Here is an 18,722-nt window from a genome sequence, read left to right as displayed (position 1 = left end):
GCCGTGAAGCTGGGCGTGGACCTGCCCCAGGACAAGCGCCTGCGCCACCTGTGCGAGGCCGTGCTGGCCGACCCCACGCGCCACGACACCCTGGCCGACTGGGCGCAGGACACGGGCGCCAGCCCCCGCACCGTGGCACGCCTGTTCCGCTCGGAACTGGGCAGCACCTTCACCCAATGGCGCCAGCAGGTGATCCTGGCCAAGGCCGTGTCGCTGGCCGCCGGCCGCATGCCCATGGGCCAGATCGCCGCCGAGCTGGGCTACAGCGCGAGCGCCTTCAGCGCCATGGTGCGCAAGTCGGTGGGGCAGCCGCCGGGACGGTTTTTGGGGCAGCAGCAGCCGGCAGCCGTGGTCCCATAGCCCCGTGCGGTGCGCGCAACCGAGGCTGCCGGGCGTTACGGCATGACCATGCCTTACGGGGCCTTAGCCAGGGTGTACGGGAGCTCTATGGGCCGATATCTGCCTCCTGTTGCTCCTGTGCGCTAGAACCATATGCCCGGACAGCTATGAAAAAGTGAGCGACCAGATATCCCGATGACTGCAGCGCGCCGCGTCTGCCGCTAAGGTGTCCGCTTGTTCGCTCCGACTCTGCCGAGCCCCATGACCACTCCACAGCCCCCACGCACCTTCCACAGCTACGAACCCCGCCTGGGCCACGGCCTGCCGCACGACCCGTTCAATGCCATCGTGGGACCCCGCCCCATCGGCTGGATCTCCACGCAAAGCGCCACGGGCGCGACCAACCTCGCGCCCTACAGCTTTTTCAACGCCTTCAACTACGTGCCCCCCATCGTGGGCTTTGCCAGCATTGGCTACAAGGACACCGTACGCAACGTGCAGGCCACGGGCGAGTTTGTGTGGAACCTGGCCACCCGCGACCTGGCCGAGGTGATGAACCAGAGCTGCGCCGCCGTGCCACCTGAAGTGAGCGAGTTCGACCTGACCGGTCTGACCCCCCTGCCCTCCACCCGCGTGCGCCCCCCGCGCGTGGCCGAAAGCCCGGTCACCTTTGAATGCCGCAGCACGCAGATCCTGCAGCTGCAGGGGGTGGACGGGGCCCAGGTGGACACCTGGCTGGTGCTGGGCGAGGTGGTGGCCGTGCACATCGATCAGGCGCTGCTGAAGGACGGCGTGTACGACACCGCGAACGCGGGGCACATCCTGCGCGGCGGCGGGCCGGCGGACTATTTCACTGTGGGGCCGGAGCAGCTGTTCAGGATGTATCGGCCCCGTTGAGTTCCAGGCGCTCAGCGCTGCAGCGGGGCGCACAGCCCGCCCTGGGGGGCGCGTGCCCATTGTTCCAGCCAGGCCCAGACGCGCTGCACGCCATCTGCCGGGTGCTCGCCGTCTGCCACCCGCTGTTGCAGACCATGGTCTGCCCCCGGGAGTCGGCGTACGCACCAACCGGCAGGTGAACGCGGCGCCGCCCGTTTCGCAAACCGTTCGTAGGCCTGCGCAGGCACCAGCACATCTTCAGCCCCCCACACCTGTAACACTGGCCAGGGGCTGTCGATGAGCGGCTGCGCCACTGGCCAGTGCCACAGGTCGCGCCAATAACCCAGGCTGCGCCCTTGCACTACCACGCTGTCGTGGGGGGCCCCTGCCACGAGCTGCCCCAGCGCGGTCCAGTCGCCCTCTGCACCCATGCGGCGGGCTTGCAGTGCCCCTGCCTCCTGGGGGTCCAGGCCGCTGGCCCCAATGAGTACCAGACCAGCCAGATGCGGCACCTCAGGGGCCAGCGCGGGCAGCAGCTCAGCCCCTTCAGAGATACCCACGAGCAGCTGCGGCACGGCGGGCTGGCCCTGGAGCTGCAGTGCATCTGCAAGCAGCGCCGCGCGCGCCTGGGCGAACCAGGTGGAGTGGCGGTCTTGCAGCACAAATGGGTGGGGGCAGTCGGCGGGCTTTGTCTGTGACTGGGGATCGACCCCGGGCTTGTGCAGCACCAGCACCTGCGCGTGCAGCAGGCCGGCAAAGTAACGGTCCGCGATGGGACCCATGCCCGCGCAGCCCGAGCCGGGGATGACGATCACGCGGTAACGCAGCGGCGCGGTGCGCTCCGCGCGCTGCAGGGTCTGGAGCACGGCGCCGCTCGCACCCGGCAAGGCCCGCTGGAGGAACCCAGCGCCTGGCGGGGGGCCCTGTTCTATGGCGGGCATCGCAGGGTTCGGCTGTGCTGCACTCGCACTCCCATGTGCGTGTGGGGCCACGCAACCAGCCAGCGTCAAGGTCAGGGCGGCAGACGCAAAAAAGGCCAGCACAGGGCTGGCCTTGGGCAGGGCAGGCACCGCACGGGCCGGGGCCCGCGAGGGCTGCGGGTGCACGGTGGGACGCACGGCGGCTTACTTGAGGATCAGCACCTGCTCGGGCTGCTGGGGCTGCGGCACGGGCATGGGCTGGCCGCCTTGTTGGTAAACCACCGGTGGGCGCACGCCGCGCGCCAAGTTGGCGTCGGTGTAGCCCAGTTGCACCGCGAGCTGCTGGTACACGTCCTGCGCCAGCGACAGCGAGGTTTCGCGCATCACCTTGGCCCGGTTGGGGGGCGCAATGTCGCCACGGATCGACAGGATCTTGGTGTCGTTGCCTTCGCCCTGGGCGGAGAACGCGGCCTTGATCTCGTAGGTCTTGGTGTTGATGAGCGAGAAGTCGGCCAGGAGCTGCAGGCCGTACTGACGCGTGGCGCTGGTGGTGCCCTGCAGGGGCGAGAGCGCGTCGGTGAACTCGATGCTGGACACCACGCCAAACAGCACGTAGTCGGCGCCGTTGAACTCGCCCTTCTTGATGCGGGTGATCACGTCGTTGACCTGGGGCTGTGCCTGGGGCGTGGCCATCTTGCCGCCCTGCACCTGGTTGAGCACCTGCTCGGCCTTGCTGGGCTGGGGCTTACCGGCGTCAAAGCCCTTGCCCTGCACCAGACGGAAGTACGTGCCCTGCAGGATGGCGCCCTTGATGTCGTTGGTGTAGCCGCCCAGCTCGCGCTGCTCGATGTAGCTGTAGCGCCCGGCCACATAGGTGCCGCTGGCCTGCTCGGACGCCTGCATGGACTGCTGGCCGGAGTACGAGCCCCCGCCGCCGTACATGCCGTGGCTGTGGCTGCCGCCCTGGCTGCCCTGGGCGCTCATCTGGCTGCTGCGCTGGTAGGTGCCGGCCATGAAGTATTCGGACACGCGCTGGGCATAGGCCAGGTCGGTCACGGCGATCTTGGGCGCGGCGCCGGGCTGCTGCGCCTGCGCGCCCGTGCCCCAGGCCAGCGTGGTGGCCGCGATCACGGCCAGGGCCGTGTGGAGGGTGATTCTGCGTTGCATGGTGTGCTCCTTGGGGCAGATCAGCGCTTGCTGGTCTTCCGGATTTCCTTTTCGTCCTGCCACTCGATCGTGCCTTCCTGCACATCAAACAGCTTCAGCGTGAACTTGTAGTACACGTCCTTGGTGCTGTTGTTCTGCTTGACGATGCTGGTCAGCTCGCCTTCCATGCTGTACTTGGCGGCGGTCATCTGACCGACCTTGGCGGTGGTGCCCTGCTTGTACAGGCCGCTCTGGTTCTGGCGCTGCAGCTCGTCCACACCGGCCTGCATCTCGTTGATGGAGCGCACAAAACGCACCTTGCCGGACTTGACCAGCGCGGTCTGGATGGAGTTCATCACGTTGGTGGTGTCGATGTACTCGCTGGTTTTGTTCTTCACGGTGGAGATCGTCACCGTGGGGCGGCCCTGGAAGATGCCGGTTTCGAGCAAACCGCCGGTCATCTTCTCGGCAATCATCTGCAGGTCGGTGGAACCGAACTCGTTGGTCACCAGCTCGACGGCCTTGGCGTCGCCGTAGTTGACCTGGCGGTCAAAACGCACGGTGGGGGACGACAGGTTCTGGCAGGCCGACAAGGCCAGGGTGCTGGCCGCAAAGGCCAGGATCAGCGCGCTGCGCTGGATGCGGTTCTTGGTGTTCATGTTGGTTTACTCCTCACTCAAACAGGGATTGGCGCGGCGCGATCAGCGCGGCTCCACATTCATTTCCAGGCGCAGGTCCACGGCAGCGCTGGTGGGCGCCACGCTCTTGACGGTCTGCTGGCCCAGGCCCAGCACGCTCATCTGCTTCCAGGACTCGCCATCGCCCACCTGGTTGCCCACGTTGTCCAGCCACTTGAAGCGGTAGAACACGGTGCGGTCGGTGCGGCCCATGTTGGCCATGTCGGCCTGCACCACCAGGATGTCGTTCTTGCGCACGATGCGCATCTCGCGCACGGCGATGCTGTTGGCCTCGCCTCGCAGCGCCACCTTGGCCGCCACGGCCAGCGGCGTGGCGGGGTCATGCAACTGGGCGCTGGCGTTGCCAGCCAGGGTCATCAGGGCAGCGCACAGCACTGCAGGGATCGCGGCGGGGACAAAACGGGTTCTCATGCCAGAGGCTCCTTGAATGGGGTCAGAAACAGGGGTCAGTTCTTGGCAGCCGCTGCAGGCTGGGCGGCCGTGGGCTTGACGGTGGACGAGGGCACGGTGCGGGCGCGGTTGTTGTTGGTGGTGCGCACCGGGGCCGCGGGGGCCGCTGCTGCGGCAGGAGCCGGCTGGGGTGCGGCCGCCACCGTGGGCAGCTGGCCCAGCATGGCCACGTCGCCGATCAGCACGCTGTTGTCGTACATGCGCAGGGGCACCAGAGCGTACTGGCCGTCGATCTTGATCGGCTGGGGCAACTGGCGGCCATTGATGGTGACGGTGTGCTCGCCAGGGGGCAGGTAGCCACGGGCCACATACACGCGGCCGGGTAGCATGCGCCACAGGCGGTCGTCAGCCTGCTCGGTGGCCACCGAGGCAGCGGCACCGATGATGCCGCCGATCAGACCGCCACGCTTTTGCAGCTCGTTCTGCAGCACGCCCTTGGCCACGGCGCGGGTGAAGCCACGCAGCACCATGCCAGGCATTTCATCCTTGAGGGCACGGCGGGCCATCACGTTCACGTCCACCACTTTTTCGAGCTTGAGGTCGGTGCCAGCGGCCGACACCACCGTCAGGGGTGCGTCCTTGGAAGGCTCGATCACAGGGTACGAAATGCTGGCGGTGACCAGGCCCCGGCCGGTGGGCACGGGGATGGTGAAGGCCTTGGGCTTGCGCGCGGGGGCGTCGCCGGCTTCGACGATGAAGAGCACGTCGGTCATGCGCTGGCGGCGCTTCCAGGTGAAGCCGGTGCGGTTGTCCAGGCCGCGCAGGCCTTCCTCCAGTACGGGGGTGTCGGGCTTGAGCTCGATGGCCTTGCGGTAGCCGGGCGCGGCCAGGCCGGGCTCGTTGAGCATTTCGTACAGGAAGCCGGCCAGGTAGTGGCTCAGCGCGTTGGAGTAGCCGTTCTTGAGCGCCAGCACCTCGGGGTCGTTGAGGGTCTCGACGGGGTAGCCATTCAGCTCCTTGCCACCCGATGTGGCGCCCTTGGACTTGGCTTCTTCTTCAGCGGCCAGGGTTTCCTTGGCACGGAACTCGGCAATGATGGCTTCGCGCTCGTGGGTGCGCTTGATGTCCACGCGGGCGTTTTCAAAATCACCCACGGCCATGCGGTTGAGCGCCAGGCGCGTGGTCAGCCATACCTTTTCGTAATCCTGGCCTTCATAGACCTTCAGGCGCTCGCTCACCAGGGCGGCGCCCACGGTGCCCATCAGCTTGGAGGGGTTGGTCTTGGCGGTTTCTTCCCATTCCTTGACCTTGTTGTCGGCCAGCAGGAAGGCGTTGGTGCTGTCGGGGTAGCGGCGGTCCATGCGCAGCAGTTCGCCGCGTTCCATGTTGTAGAGCAGCGCCGTTTTTTCTTCTTCGGTCTTGGCCGTGCTCTCCAGGCTGGCCAGCGCGGCGGGGATGCCGCCACTGCGCCCCGCGGTTTGCATGTCGGTGGCCAGCTTGTCATGGCTCTGCATGGTGGCGCAGCCGGTGAGGGCCGCGCTAAGTGCCAGGGCCCATAGCAGGCGCGGACGGAAACGGGGTGGGTGGGCGGTCATGGATGCTCCTTGCAGATCGGTCGGTTGCTCACCAGAAACACCCCGCGCTTACCACGCGCAGCCGTGCAACAGCCCCGCCAGAGGGAGGGTGCTGTGAATACGACGTGCGTGGTGGAAGTCCGGTCAAGGCGGGTGCTGGCAGCCCGTGCGCCCCCTCCCGGCGCGGATACGTGCTGTGTGCGGCCCCCTCTGGCTGTGAGTTTCTTGGTTGTTGTGTATGGGGTTGTAGCCAGCCGCGCAATGTAGCAAAAGCTTGTATCTTTTCTGTAACCGTGTGGGGCCGGTGACACAGACGGACACAGGGACCGGCACAGTGGGAGCATGGTGTGCATGTCATCCCTCCTGCTGCTGGCGCGGCATGCGGTACAGCCACACCACCCGCCCGCCGGGCGCGCGCAGCTGGGCGCTGGGCAGCCAGCCAGGCACCGCAAACTCCAGGCTCACCAGCCACGCGCCGGTCGCCAGCTCGGCCTGGGCCTTGGCGGCCGCGCGGGCCATGCTCTCGGGCCGCTGGAACAGGTACACCATCTGGTAGGCGCTCCAGTCGGCCTTCCACATGTCGGCACGCTGCACCCGCGCCCAGGGGCAGCGCAGGGCGCACAGCAGGCGCAGCGGCCAGCTCCACTCCAGCCCGTCGAGCTGGGCGGCAGGGTAAGCATGGCGCAAGGCCTTGAGGCCATCGCCCAGGCCACAGCCTGCGTCGAGCACCCGCGCACCCAAAGGCAGCGGCGCCTGCACGGCCAGAGACTGCAACGCGTGGCGCGGCGTGGGGAACAGGGGCGCATCGCGCCAGGCATTGAGCGGGTAGACCAGCAGCAACAGCGAGAGCGGCACCAACCACGCCCAGGTGGGCAGGCTGGCCGCCCCGAGCAGCGCCAGCGACAACGGGAACCCGGCGGCAATCAGCCCGCGCCGCCACCAGCTGTCGCCCAGCACACTGGCAGCCGTGCCAAGAAGGCAGGCCACCAGCAAGGCGGCCACCGGGGGAACCGCGCGCTGCAGCGCCACAAAGATCAGCCACGCGCACGCCCACGCCGCCAGTGCGGGCAGGGGCCAGGGCATGCGCAGGGCCAGCATGGTTCCGTTCTCAGCGGCCAAAAATGCCGCGCAGCAGATTGACGGGGTTGACCACGTTGCCCGCGTCCGTGCCTCCGTCGCCCGCAGGTGGCTGGCCTGCGGGTGCACCGCCCATGCCACTGGAGTAAGCGCCTGTGCCGCCCGACGGTGCGCCGGGTGCCGTGCCCATGCCACCACGGCGCCCCTGCATCTCTTCACCCAGCATGGCCATGGTGTGCGACTTCACGCGCACGCGCACCGACCATTCAGGCTCCCACGCAGCCTTGGGGTCGGCCGGGCGGGGTGGGTACACGATGTGGCTCTCGCCACCGTAGGCCATCATGCGCAACATGGGCGTGGCATCGCGCCCGCCACCCGCAAAGATGCCCTGCGGAATGGCGCATTGGGTGGTCTCGGGCTGCAGCAGCACGCGCTCCTTGAGCCAGCGGTCGATGGTGGCGGGCGAGAGGTAGTCGAACAGGCCCATGCCGGTGTCCGGCGTCTCGGCGCTGGACCACATGATGAGGTCGTCCCCGCTCTGTGACATGGCATGCAGGTAGTAGGCACGCGCATTGCGCACGGGCTGCCAGCTGGTACCCATGCTGTCCTGCGGCTTGCCGGTGGTGCGCAGGTCGATGGCGGGCATCAGGTCCTGCGCCGCGCCCAGGGTAAATTTCATGGAGGCAGGCACGCCGTCGCCACGCACCTGGTGCTCGCCCACCACCGAGCTGTCCCGCGACAGGCTGACCTGGTTGCGTTCGTTGGGGTACAGCGCATAGGCCGGGCCCACGCGCGGGCCCCGGTCCGGCACGGCGCGGCCCGCGAAGGCCTGGGCGTAGTCGGAGGGCTTGGCACGTGCCAGATCGATCACGCGGGGCTGGCCCGCACGCACCGCGCTACCGCAGCCCCAGTACAGCAGGATGCGGCCCTTGGGCTGCTGTTGCTGGTACTCACGGGGCACTTCGCCCGGCTCGGTCTGGGTGGGCTGGGCGCGCGGGGGGATCAGAGGCAGGGACTCGCCCATGCGCATGCCGGGCGGGATGGACTGGCTGGCCTCGACGCCGGGGCGCAGGCTGTTGTGCAAAGCGATATCAATAACGCGTGGCGGCATGATGGACATGGCGCGCGCGTTGCCGTACGACGTGTTGCTGCCGCCCCCCATGCCCGGCGCTGCGCCGCCGCCCATACCCCCCATGAGGCCGCCGAGCATGCCGCCGCCACCGGGCAGGCTGTCCATCTCGGGCATGCCGGCCATGGTGCCGGTGGACAGGTCCATCCACAGCTGCACCTTGGGGGCTTTGGTATTTTGGGCCTGGGCGCCCAGGCTGGCAACGCACAGGCCGGCGGCCAGGCAGGCGGGGGTCAGGTAGCGCAAAGGGGTTGTCATCGGGTCTGCTCCAGGAGATACGTGGATCACCCGGCAAACCATCATGGGCCGCAAAGCAGCGTCGTCGCCGCCCTGTGAAGAGGCCTTGCGGTCAACCCGGGTGTGTTGAACGCAGCGCAGTGTAGGCCCCGCAAGGACGCATTTTGCCCCTGCAAGTTACTTGTGGAAACCGTTTCTGTGCGCTATTTCACGCCATCTTGCGCGGCGACAACGCCGCGCCCCGAAGCGATGAGCGGGTCAACCGCGCAGGCGGTCGATCAGCCCGTTGAGCGCCTCCAGCGACCCGAACTGGATCGCCAGCTCGCCCATGTCCTCCACCCGGCCGTTGCGCTTGACGCGCTTTTTCACGCGCACCTCGACCTCGGCCATCAGCAGGTCCGACAGCTCTTCTTCCACGCGCTTCAAGTCGCGCGACTTTTCTTTCTGGGGCTTTTGCGGCACCAGGCTGAACTCGGCACCAATCTTTTTGACCAGCGCCTCGGCCTCGCGCACCGACAGCTTCTTGGCCGCGATCTGGTTGCCGGCCGTGATCTGTGCGGCGCGGTCCAGCGACAGCAGCGCACGCGCATGGCCCATGTCGATGTCGCCCGCCATCAGCATGGTCTGCACCGGCTCGGCCAGATTCAACAGGCGCAGCAGGTTGCTGGCGGCGCTGCGCGAGCGGCCCACGGCCTGGGCAGCCAGCTCGTGCGTCAGGCCAAACTCCTTGACCAGGCGCTGCAGGCCCTGGGCTTCTTCCAGCGGGTTGAGGTCTTCCCGCTGGATGTTTTCGATGAGCGCCATGGCGGCGGCCGACTCGTCCGGCACATCGCGCACCAGCACCGGCACCTCGGCCAGGCCCGCCAGGCGGGAGGCCCGAAAACGCCGCTCGCCCGCAATGATTTCGTACTTACCTGCGTGTTCACCCCCCGCGAGGCGCCGCACCAGGATAGGCTGCATGACGCCCTGGACCTTGATGGACTCGGCCAGCTCGTACAGCGCGCCCTCGTCCATGCGCGTGCGCGGCTGGTACACACCCGGCACCAGCTCGGAGAGCGGCAGGCTGCTGGGCAGGCCCGCTTCGGCGGCCTGGGCCTGCTCCACTTTGTCTTCGACCTTGGGGCCCAGCAGGGCTTCCAGGCCTCGGCCGAGGCCCTTGGGTTTTTTGGTGACCATGAAATGCGTCTCGCGAAAGGAAAAAGGGAAAGGGGGGAAGAATCAGCGGTCGATGATGACCAGCGTGCCGTGGCTGCCGGGCGCCACGGCGTGGGGCACGCCAGCGGGCACGATGAACACCTCGCCCGCGTTCACCTCGGTGACCTGCCCTTGCAGGGCGAGGCGCATGCAGCCGTCCAGCACCAACAGGGCTTCATCAAAGTCGTGCGATTCGTCGGGATAGGCCGCGTCGTCCATGCGCAGCACCTTGACGTTGGCGCCCGCAGCCTGGCCCACCACCGTGGAGTTCCAGGCGCGGGGCAGTTGGTCGGCAATGGCGGGCAGGCTGATCTTGGTCATGGGTCGGCAACAAGGGTTCAAAACATCAACGCGCAGAGCGGCTCGCCACGCGGCGCCGCTTGCGACTGCGCCACAGGCGCAGCCACACACCGAACCCGATGGCCAGCAGCACCAGGGCCAGCATGAACTGCCCCAGCGCGCCCACCACCACCGCGCTGCTGGGCAGCAGCCAGGCCAGCACCACCTGCAAGGCGTCGCCAAGCCAGTAGAAGTCAGCCGTGACCCGCCGAGGTGGAGGGACAGCGCCGTCCGCCATCACCGGCGAACGCTTGCGCCAAAAGGCCCAGCGGCTCATGCCGGAGTGGCGAGCTGCATCAGCCAGCCGCGCCCCTCGTCCCAGTCACCCAGCCCGGATTCGGCATTGATATGCCCGCGCTCGCCATAGTCCACAAACCGCGCACCCCAGGCCTGGGCCAGACCTTCGGCGCGCTCGAAGCTGCAGTACGGGTCGTTGCGGCTGCCCACCAGCACGGCCGGAAACGGCAGGGGCTGGCGCGCAATGGGCGCCCAGCCGTGGATCTGCGCAGCCAGGTCGGGCCGCTCCACATCGCCCGGCGCCACCAGCAGCGCGCCGCGCACCTTGGCCGCGTGGCGGGTGTGCGCCGCCCACCAGGCGGTGAGGATGCAACCGAGGCTGTGCGCCGCCAGCAGCACGGGGCCCTCGGCATCGGCCACGGTCTCTTCCAGACGCGCAGACCAGTCGCCGCGCAGCGGGCGCATCCAGTCGTGCTGCTCCACGCGCTGGTAGCCGTGCGCGGCCTCCCAGCGGCTTTGCCAGTGGTCGGGGCCAGAGTTCTGCCAGCCAGGCAGCAGCAGGATATTGGAGGCCTTCATTACTATCAAATTAATAGCTGCTACCGCATATTTTTCAAGCGCCTGCGGCCATTTTGGCCATCGAAGAGGCTGCTGGAGGCATGGTTTGCACGCGCTCGACCATCTCCTGCGCAAACTCCACAAAAGCCTGGCTGCCCTTGGCGGCCGGGTCAAACACCACACCGGGCAGGCCATAGCTGGGCGCCTCGGCCAGGCGCACGTTGCGCGGAATCACGCTGTTGAACACCTTGTCGCCAAAGTGGCCCTTGAGCTGGTCGCTCACCTGCTGCTGCAGCGTGATGCGCGGGTCGAACATCACGCGCAGCAGGCCGATGATCTGCAGGTCGGCATTGAGGTTGGCGTGCACCTGCTTGATGGTGTTGACCAGGTCGGTCAGGCCTTCCAGCGCGAAGTATTCGCACTGCATGGGCACGATCACGCCGTGGGCACTGCACAGGCCGTTGAGGGTGAGCATCGACAGCGACGGAGGGCAGTCGATCAGCACGAAGTCATAGTCACCATCGGCCTCGGCCAGCGCAGATTTGAGGCGCTTTTCGCGGTGCTCCAGCGCCACCAGTTCCACCTCGGCCCCGGCCAGTTCGCGGTTGGCGCCCAGCACCCAGTAGCCACATTTGTCCGACAGCACGGCCGCCTCTTTCACCGAGGCGGATTCGAGCAGCACGTCGTACACCGACAGCTGAAGACTGCGCTTGTCCACCCCCGAGCCCATGGTGGCGTTGCCCTGCGGGTCCAGGTCCACCATCAGCACGCGCTGGCCGATCTTGGCCAGGCCAGCGGCGAGGTTGACGGTGGTGGTGGTCTTGCCCACCCCACCCTTTTGATTGGCAACGCAAAAGATCTTGGCCATGTGGGTGCTGCAGTTCGTGTGGTGTTATTTGGAGATGGCCAGCTTGATGCCAAAGCCGATCAGGAAGACGCCTGCCACTTTCTCCAGCACGCGGCCGATGCGCGGGTTGGCGCGCATGCGCTCGGCCAGGTGGTGCGTGAGCAGCACGGCCGTCAGGCCATAGAGAAACGTCAACGCGGCCACCGTGGCCGCCATCACGCCAAAGGTCAGCATGCCCTGGTGCCGGGCCGGGTCCACGAACAGCGGAAAGAACGCCATGTAGAACACGATGGCCTTGGGGTTGAGCAAGGTGATGAGCCCGGCCTGCTTGAAATAGTGGCGTGGCTCGATGTTCAGGATGGGCTGGGCGCCCGGCTTGGCCGTGACCATCTTGAAACCCAGCCACGCCAGATAGGCGGCCCCCAGCCACTGCACCGCGTGGAAGGCCGTGGGGTAGGTGGCAAGCAACGCAGCCACACCGGCCACTGCCGCCCACATCAGAACCTGGTCGCCCGCAATCACGCCCATGGTGGCCGCCATGCCGCCGCGAATACCGCCCTTGCTGGTTGAGGTGATGAGCGCCAGATTGCCAGGGCCCGGAATGAGCAGGAACAACACGATGGCGGCGACAAAGGCGCCGTAGTCTGCGATGCCGAACATGGTTTCTCCTGGTGCGCGGGGAGGGTGCGACCGAAAGATGCACCCGGGTGAGGAGCCGAGTTTACGCGAGCCCCCTGCCCCACCCGTCGAAAAGCCGGCGCACTGAGGACAGAGCCATCAGGCGGGCTTCATCCAAATGATGCAGCGCTCCGCGTCCAGACCCGGCACCGTGAGCTGTTCCACGTGAAACACCGCCACATCCGCAGGCAGAGCGGCGATTTCGTCCTCGGGGTGCTTGCCCTTCATGGCCAGCCATACGCCGTGGGGCGCAGCCAGTGCGCTGCGGGACCAGTTCACAAAGTCTGGCAACGAGGCAAACGCGCGGCAGCTGATGATGTCGAACGGCGTGGTCAGCGTCTCGACCCGCGCGTGCACGCCATGCAGGTTGCGCAGCTTGAGCGCCACCGCCGCCTGCTGGATGAACGCCGCCTTCTTGCCCACGGTGTCCACGCAACTCACATCCACATCCGGGCAGCAGATGGCAAACACCACACCGGGCAGCCCGCCTCCCGATCCGACATCCAGCAGCTTCACCGCCGCCACCCCATCCTGCTGCAGGCCCGCCACATGCCGCCGCAGCGGCGCCACGGCAGCCAGGCTGTCCAGCAGGTGGTGCGTCATCATCTCCTGCGGGTCACGCACGGCGGTCAGGTTGTAGACCTTGTTCCACTTTTGCAGCAGCGCCAGGAAATCCATCAACAGGGAAACCTGCGCATCGCTCAGGCCCAGCGCCAGAGCGTCGACCCCGGCTTGCAATTGTTGGCGCAGGCTGTCGTGGTTGTTGTTCACCGCCATCGTCATGCCGCCACTTCGCCTTCTGCCTTGGATGGCATGGCGGGTGCCACGGCGAACTCCTTGAACCCACCCTTCTTCAGATGCACCATCAGCAGCGAGATCGACGCAGGCGTAATGCCCGTGATGCGCGAGGCATGGCCCAGGGTCTCGGGCCGGTGACGGGTGAGCACTTGGCGCGCCTCGATGCTCAGCGCGGTGACCTGCATGTAGTCCAGGTCGGGCGGCAAGCGCAGCTTCTCGAAGTGGGCAGCGCGCTCCACCTCACCCTTCTGGCGGTCGATGTAGCCTGCGTACTTGGCGGCAATCTCCACCTGCTCCAGCACAGGGTCCCTCAGGTCACCCAGGGTTTCACGTGAAACATCGGCCGATGCGTACTTGCCGCCGTCCATCGATACCAGGTTGGCGTAGCTCACATCGGGGCGGCGCAGCAGTTCGAACAGGTTGTACTCGTGCTCGATGCTCTTGCCCAGCACGCGCTCGGATTCCGCCGCGGGCAGGTTGCGCGGGTTCACCCATGTAGCTTTGAGGCGCTCTGTTTCACGTGAAACCGCATCGCGCTTGCGGCTGAAAGCGTCCCAGCGCGCATCGTCCACCAGACCCATCTGGCGCCCCACTTCCGTCAGGCGCATGTCCGCATTGTCCTCGCGCAGCTGCAGGCGGAACTCGGCCCGGCTGGTGAACATGCGGTAGGGCTCGGTCACGCCCTTGGTGATCAGGTCGTCCACCAGCACGCCCAGGTAGGCCTTGTCGCGGCCAGGCAGCCAGGGCGCGTCGCCCCGGCACTGCAGGGCGGCGTTGATGCCTGCGAACAGGCCCTGGGCCGCCGCCTCTTCATAACCGGTGGTGCCGTTGATCTGCCCGGCGAAGAACAGGCCCTGGATCTGGCGGGTCTCGAAACTGCTCTTGAGCGAGCGCGGGTCGAAGTAGTCGTATTCGATGGCGTAGCCGGGGCGCAGGATGTGCGCGTTCTCCAGCCCCGGCATGCTGCGCACCAGGTCGTACTGGATGTCGAACGGCAGGCTGGTGCTGATGCCGTTGGGGTAGAACTCGTGCGTGGTCAGGCCTTCGGGCTCCAGAAAGATCTGGTGGCTGTCCTTGTCCGCAAAGCGGTTGATCTTGTCTTCCACACTCGGGCAGTAGCGCGGGCCCACGCCCTCGATCTTGCCGGTGAACATGGGGCTGCGGTCGAAGCCGCTGCGGATGATCTCGTGCGTGCGTTCGTTGGTGTGGGTGATCCAGCAGGGCACTTGGCGCGGGTGCATCTGTGCATTGCCCATGAAGCTGAACACGGGCACCGTGCCCTCGTTCACGCCACCGGGCATGCCGTCGCCGGGCTGCTCGGTGCACTTCGAGAAGTCGATGCTGCGCCCGTCGATGCGGGGCGGCGTGCCGGTCTTCAGGCGCCCCTGGGGCAGCTTCAGCTCCTTGAGGCGTGCCGACAGCGACACCGCAGGCGGGTCGCCCGCCCTGCCCGCCGCGTAGTTGTTCAGGCCCACATGGATCTTGCCGTCCAGAAAGGTGCCCGCCGTCAGCACCACGGTGCGGCTGCGGAAGCGGATGCCCACCTGCGTCACGGCGCCCACCACGCGGTCGCCCTCCACCATCAGGTCGTCCACAGCCTGCTGGAACAGCCACAGGTTGGGCTGGTTCTCCAGCATGCGGCGGATGGCGGCCTTGTACAGAATGCGGTCGGCCTGCGCCCGCGTGGCGCGCACCGCAGGGCCCTTGGAGCTGTTGAGAATGCGAAACTGGATGCCGCCCTCGTCCGTGGCCAGGGCCATGGCGCCACCCAGCGCATCCACCTCTTTCACCAGGTGGCCCTTGCCGATGCCCCCAATGCTCGGGTTGCAGCTCATCTGCCCCAGGGTCTCGATGTTGTGGGTCAGCAGCAGCGTTTTGCTGCCCATACGGGCAGCGGCCAGCGCGGCCTCGGTGCCTGCATGGCCACCGCCGACAACGATCACATCAAATTCCTGGGGATACAACATGGGGACACTCCGGGGCCCGGCGGGCCCGATAATCAAAACACCCGGTGCACGCGGGCACCCTACAGAGGGCGCCGCACACCGGCCCTGCTGGTGGCGGGCGCACCCGGTGCCCCAGCAGGCAACCCGCGATTTTCCCACTTTGCGCAGGCCGTGTCTGTTTCCAGCCCCCTCACCCTCTTCCTGACCGAGTTGCTGGGCGCTCCGCCTCCGGCCGTGGAGACCTGGTGGGTACGCGCCGAACGGCGCTTGCTGGAGCGCGGCCAGCCCCTGCTGCGAGCCGGCGAACACTGGCGACACCTGTGGTGGGTGGAGCGCGGCGCGCTGCGGCTGTACTACCTGGACCGCGACGGGGCCGAGTCCAACAAGAACTTCTTTCTGGACGGCGCCCTGTGTTGGCCCATCACCCCCACATTGCGCCAGCAGCCGGTGATGTTTCACGTGGAACCATTGGAAGACAGCGTGGTGTGGGCGCTGCCCCTCCATCCCAGCGACCCACTGCCCGGCGCAGGCTGGGCACCGTGGACCGCCCTGGAGCACCGGGTACTCTGCGCGCTGCTCGACGGCAAGATGCAGCGCGAGCAGGAATTTCTGCAACTCAGCGCCCGCCAGCGCTACACCCGCTTGCTGGAGCAACACCCGCAATGGGCCGAGCGGATCGCCCTCAAGCACCTGGCGTCGTACCTCGGCGTGACCGACGTCTCGCTGTCGCGCCTGCGCAGCGAGATGGGGCTTATCAAAGGATAAGGCGGGGGGCGCGGGCCTTCGGCAGAGTGCGGGAATCGCTCCCACCAGTCCCGGCCATGACCCTCCACCCACACGCCCACAACACACCGCCCCTGCACCTCTCCCTCTTGCCCCACACCCTTGCCGTGTTGTGGCTGGGCCTCATGGCCGGGTTCTTCGGCACCTACAGCGCCAACGTCAACCTGGCCCTGCTGCAGATGGACGGCGCGACCTATGCCACGGTGCAGTCCGCCTTCAACCGCAACGTGCGGCACGCCCTGTTCTTTGTGCTGTTCTTTGGCCCACCCTTGTGGTGTGCGCTGACGATAGCCATGGCCTGGCGTGAACACCGCACGCTGTGGTGGCGCCTGCTGGCCCCGGTCGGCGCGGCCTACCTGCTGGGCATCGTGTTCTTCACCCAGCAGGTCAACCTGCCGCTCAACCACACCACCGAAGCCTGGAACCCCCAGGCCCTGCCCGCCGACTGGGCCAAAGTGCGTGACCAGTGGAATGCCGCCAACCTGTGGCGGGCCTGGCTCAGCCTGGGGTGTTTTGCGGCGGCGCTGGGCACGCTGGTGGGGCGCCTGGCCGGTCGCCGCATGCCGGCTGACGTGGTGAGCGGTGGCCACCGTCATCCCACAGCACCGAGCCAAAAAACCGCAACGCGCTCCCCGCTTGCAGGATTCCTGCCGCCCGCCTGTGATTCAATCGCAGGCACCATGCCCAACACCATCCCCTCCCTCCTCGTCTTTGCCGGCAGCACACGCCAGCAATCGTTCAACCGCAAACTGGCCCACGCCACCGCCGCCATCGCGCGCGATGCGGGTGCCAGCGTCACGCTGCTGGAGCTGTCCGAGTTCGACATCCCGCTGTACAACGCCGACCTCGAAGCCCAGGGCACGCCCGCCGATGTGATCCGTCTGAAGGAAATCCTGTGGCAGCACCCCGCCTGGGTGATCTGCTCGCCCGAATACAACGGCAGCTACACCGCCCTGCTCAAGAACACCATCGACTGGGCCTCCAACCCCGTCAAAGGCAACCCCGACTGGCAGGACGGCGGCAAGAGCTTTCGCGGCAAGGTCGTGGGCATGCTCAGCGCCTCGCCCGGCGCCCTGGGCGGCCTGCGCTCGCAAAGCCATCTGGCGCCCCTGCTGATCAACGCCGAATGCTGGCTCGCGCCCAAGGCGTTTGCACTGGGTTCGGCAGGCAGCGCGTTTGACGACAGCGGCGCCCTCATCCAGCAAGCCCACCGCGACCGCGTGCGCGCCGTGGTGGACCAGGTGCTGTGGGCATCCGCCCGGCTGAATGCTGCGGCCGCCACGGGCCAGTGAGCGCAAAAAACAAAGGCCAAAACAAGCCCTTGCGCGCGCCCCGTATGCCCTGACAGCTATACAAAAAAGAGCAACACACCCATGGAATGCCGCCCCGGCTGCGGCGCCTGCTGCACCGCCCCCTCCATCAGCTCGCCCATCCCGGGCATGCCCCAGGGCAAACCGGCGGGGGTGCGCTGCATCCAGCTGGGGGACGATGCGCGCTGCCGCATTTTTGGGCAGCCCGAGCGCCCGGCGGTGTGCGGCGGGTTGATGCCATCCACTGAAATGTGCGGCCCGAGCGCAGAGCAGGCCCTGTTCTACCTGGCGCAGCTGGAGCGGTTAACGGCCCCGCAATGACGCAAGCGCAGGGCCGGACAGGCGCAATGAACCTGTTGGAGGCCTGGCTGTATTGAAACGCGGGCAGAACACAATCCAAAACACCCGCTTCCGCGCTCTGATCAAGCCCTGATAGCTATACAAGCGATAGCAATCGCCGAAAATCACCACCAGGCGCCAGCGCCAGCGGACGCCTGCAATTGCTGGCGAGGCCTCTATTGCATCGAGTGCAGCCCCACCTTGTTTCCCTCGGTGTCCGCAAAGTGGGCAAAAAAGCCGAAGCCGTTGCCAAACTCCGAGTGGGGCACCACCACCTGACCACCGACAGACTGCACCTTGGCATCGCTCCCTTGCAGCAGCCTTCAGCGACCACTGCCGCAGCAGACTAGAAGCGTCTCTGCCGGGCAATCAACCAGTGAAATTGCCACAACAGGCCCACTGGAATCAAGAGCACGACCGTGATGCCAGCCAGCAATACCGGGGCTGACTGACCCAGTCTCACAGCATCAAGCGCCTGCGGCACAGTGAGGAGCAACCAACCAATCAAACCCAACCCCGCACAGACCTTGACTGCCAACGGAACACCCGAGGTGGCATACCGAACATGTCGAAAGAACAACGCCCACAACGCCACCAGTCCTGCACCGCACGCCGTCATCCAAAGAAAAACTAGGACTAAGCCCACCAGCGATGTGGAAGGGCTCCAACGAAGAAGCGGTGCCACCACCATCAGCCAGGCCCCAAGAAGCCAAGTCATGGACAACGGCAGCACCACGAGCACGAACTCCAGCAGGATCAAGGCACGGAAAAGCATAGCAACGGGACTTCTCTGAATGGCACCCAAGGGTCTTGGGCTCGCGCGACGATACAAGACTTGCGCCACGAGGCTCTTTGCCCAATCCGACGCCGCCCGGGCATAACTACACCGCTCTCCAAGCAAGCTCACGGCCTCGCCAACGCCCGATCCTCCCGGCACGCCTTCAGCGGCTTGGCCGTGGCCGAGGCGATGCGCAGCACCCGCTGCTCGCGGCGGTCCACCACCACCTTCATGCAGGCGCAGCCGTGGCCGTAGTGGCCGTTGGTCTTTGTCCATTGCGCGTCGGTGAACACGGGCCAGTCGCCCTCGGCGCTGGCGCCGCCCTGGGTGGCGATCACCCACTCGCCATCGCGGTCGGTCAGGGTGGCGTTGCCGGGGGTGGGGTTGTGGAACCAGCCGCAGCGGTTTTCCAGCGGGGCAGCGCGGCTGGTCGATGGCACAGCAGTGTTTTGGGCGCTGGCGGCCACGGCGCAGGCCAGCGACGCGGCGCCCAGCGCCAGGTGGCGGGCGTGGCGCCGCAGTGGGGTGG

22 protein-coding genes and 1 pseudogene are annotated in these 18,722 nt (G+C 67.0%); 6 read left to right on the top strand and 17 right to left on the bottom strand.

What is annotated here, in order from left to right:
• Together DBR23_RS32105 and DBR23_RS28990 are read left to right on the top strand one after the other, a co-directional pair.
• On the top strand, nt 1-360 hold a 360-nt coding region (locus tag DBR23_RS32105; RefSeq protein ID WP_233250813.1), incomplete at its 5' end, for an AraC family transcriptional regulator.
• Nucleotides 361-600: 240 nt separating this feature from the next.
• Nucleotides 601-1,236, top strand: a complete 636-nt coding sequence (locus DBR23_RS28990) for a flavin reductase family protein (protein WP_099731626.1) — start codon at nt 601-603, stop codon at nt 1,234-1,236.
• Between the two features lie 11 nt (nt 1,237-1,247).
• Here DBR23_RS28990 and DBR23_RS28985 read toward each other — a convergent pair whose 3' ends face one another.
• From DBR23_RS28985 to mnmG, 15 genes are all read right to left on the bottom strand, one after another.
• A complete protein-coding gene (locus DBR23_RS28985; protein ID WP_108500336.1) occupies nt 1,248-2,333 on the bottom strand; it encodes an alpha/beta fold hydrolase in 1,086 nt (361 codons plus the stop codon).
• A 6-nt stretch (nt 2,334-2,339) separates the two neighbouring features.
• Entirely contained in the window at nt 2,340-3,302 is a 963-nt protein-coding gene (locus tag DBR23_RS28980) for a hypothetical protein (protein ID WP_056056992.1), read from the bottom strand.
• 20 nt (nt 3,303-3,322) lie between these two features.
• Nucleotides 3,323-3,940: a penicillin-binding protein activator LpoB gene (gene lpoB / locus DBR23_RS28975; RefSeq protein ID WP_056742439.1), complete on the bottom strand. Its 618-nt coding sequence runs from the start codon at nt 3,938-3,940 to the stop codon at nt 3,323-3,325.
• Between the two features lie 42 nt (nt 3,941-3,982).
• On the bottom strand, nt 3,983-4,390 hold the full coding sequence (locus DBR23_RS28970; RefSeq protein ID WP_056056988.1) for a YcfL family protein: 408 nt from the start codon (nt 4,388-4,390) through the stop codon (nt 3,983-3,985).
• A gap of 35 nt (nt 4,391-4,425) precedes the next feature.
• On the bottom strand, nt 4,426-5,964 hold the full coding sequence (locus DBR23_RS28965; protein ID WP_108500335.1) for a COG3014 family protein: 1,539 nt from the start codon (nt 5,962-5,964) through the stop codon (nt 4,426-4,428).
• Nucleotides 5,965-6,297: 333 nt separating this feature from the next.
• Complete coding sequence (locus DBR23_RS28960; RefSeq protein WP_056742442.1) at nt 6,298-7,041, bottom strand: class I SAM-dependent methyltransferase; 744 nt, start codon at nt 7,039-7,041, stop codon at nt 6,298-6,300.
• A gap of 10 nt (nt 7,042-7,051) precedes the next feature.
• Nucleotides 7,052-8,407 (bottom strand): hypothetical protein, encoded by a 1,356-nt coding sequence (locus DBR23_RS28955; protein ID WP_108500334.1) that lies wholly within the window; start codon nt 8,405-8,407, stop codon nt 7,052-7,054.
• A gap of 237 nt (nt 8,408-8,644) precedes the next feature.
• On the bottom strand, nt 8,645-9,562 hold the full coding sequence (locus DBR23_RS28950) for a ParB/RepB/Spo0J family partition protein (RefSeq protein WP_099731631.1): 918 nt from the start codon (nt 9,560-9,562) through the stop codon (nt 8,645-8,647).
• Nucleotides 9,563-9,604: 42 nt separating this feature from the next.
• Entirely contained in the window at nt 9,605-9,901 is a 297-nt protein-coding gene (locus DBR23_RS28945; protein ID WP_056056978.1) for a cupin domain-containing protein, read from the bottom strand.
• Between the two features lie 25 nt (nt 9,902-9,926).
• Nucleotides 9,927-10,196, bottom strand: a complete 270-nt coding sequence (locus DBR23_RS28940) for a hypothetical protein (RefSeq protein WP_108500333.1) — start codon at nt 10,194-10,196, stop codon at nt 9,927-9,929.
• Nucleotides 10,193-10,735: an alpha/beta hydrolase gene (locus DBR23_RS28935; RefSeq protein WP_056056975.1), complete on the bottom strand. Its 543-nt coding sequence runs from the start codon at nt 10,733-10,735 to the stop codon at nt 10,193-10,195. Before DBR23_RS28935 ends, DBR23_RS28940 begins: the two co-directional genes overlap by 4 nt.
• A gap of 34 nt (nt 10,736-10,769) precedes the next feature.
• Nucleotides 10,770-11,582 carry a ParA family protein gene (locus DBR23_RS28930; protein ID WP_108500332.1) on the bottom strand — a complete coding sequence of 271 codons (813 nt, stop codon included), beginning with the start codon at nt 11,580-11,582 and terminating at the stop codon, nt 10,770-10,772.
• A gap of 24 nt (nt 11,583-11,606) precedes the next feature.
• Nucleotides 11,607-12,221, bottom strand: coding sequence for a LysE family transporter (locus DBR23_RS28925; RefSeq protein WP_056742455.1), 615 nt, complete (start codon nt 12,219-12,221; stop codon nt 11,607-11,609).
• Between the two features lie 117 nt (nt 12,222-12,338).
• Entirely contained in the window at nt 12,339-13,022 is a 684-nt protein-coding gene (gene rsmG / locus DBR23_RS28920) for a 16S rRNA (guanine(527)-N(7))-methyltransferase RsmG (protein ID WP_108500331.1), read from the bottom strand.
• The gene (gene mnmG / locus DBR23_RS28915; RefSeq protein ID WP_108500330.1) at nt 13,019-15,004 is read right to left on the bottom strand and encodes a tRNA uridine-5-carboxymethylaminomethyl(34) synthesis enzyme MnmG; all 1,986 of its coding nucleotides are present in this window, start codon (nt 15,002-15,004) and stop codon (nt 13,019-13,021) included. The genes rsmG and mnmG overlap by 4 nt, the downstream gene beginning before the upstream one ends.
• Nucleotides 15,005-15,154: 150 nt before the next feature.
• Here mnmG and DBR23_RS28910 point away from each other — a divergent pair, with 150 nt between their 5' ends.
• The 4 genes and pseudogenes from DBR23_RS28910 (at nt 15,155) to DBR23_RS28895 (ending at nt 17,397) form a co-directional block, all read left to right on the top strand.
• Nucleotides 15,155-15,748: a Crp/Fnr family transcriptional regulator gene (locus DBR23_RS28910; RefSeq protein ID WP_233250812.1), complete on the top strand. Its 594-nt coding sequence runs from the start codon at nt 15,155-15,157 to the stop codon at nt 15,746-15,748.
• A pseudogene (locus DBR23_RS32400) lies at nt 15,646-16,272 on the top strand (anthrone oxygenase family protein); the annotation flags it as partial. The gene DBR23_RS28910 and the pseudogene DBR23_RS32400, both read left to right, overlap by 103 nt.
• Before the next feature lie 174 nt (nt 16,273-16,446).
• Nucleotides 16,447-17,058, top strand: a complete 612-nt coding sequence (locus DBR23_RS28900; protein ID WP_108500341.1) for an NADPH-dependent FMN reductase — start codon at nt 16,447-16,449, stop codon at nt 17,056-17,058.
• 81 nt (nt 17,059-17,139) lie between these two features.
• Nucleotides 17,140-17,397, top strand: coding sequence for a YkgJ family cysteine cluster protein (locus tag DBR23_RS28895; RefSeq protein WP_108500329.1), 258 nt, complete (start codon nt 17,140-17,142; stop codon nt 17,395-17,397).
• A gap of 364 nt (nt 17,398-17,761) precedes the next feature.
• Here DBR23_RS28895 and DBR23_RS28885 read toward each other — a convergent pair whose 3' ends face one another.
• Nucleotides 17,762-18,190, bottom strand: a complete 429-nt coding sequence (locus tag DBR23_RS28885) for a hypothetical protein (protein ID WP_108500328.1) — start codon at nt 18,188-18,190, stop codon at nt 17,762-17,764.
• Between the two features lie 128 nt (nt 18,191-18,318).
• The coding region (locus DBR23_RS28880) for a DUF4087 domain-containing protein (protein ID WP_199227832.1) at nt 18,319-18,722 on the bottom strand (404 nt) is incomplete at its 5' end.

The organism is Acidovorax sp. HMWF018 (assembly GCF_003061035.1).
Classification (GTDB): domain Bacteria; phylum Pseudomonadota; class Gammaproteobacteria; order Burkholderiales; family Burkholderiaceae_C; genus Acidovorax; species Acidovorax delafieldii.
The sequence above is the reverse complement of the archived record's forward strand: the minus strand, read 5'-3'. Positions and strand labels throughout refer to the sequence as shown.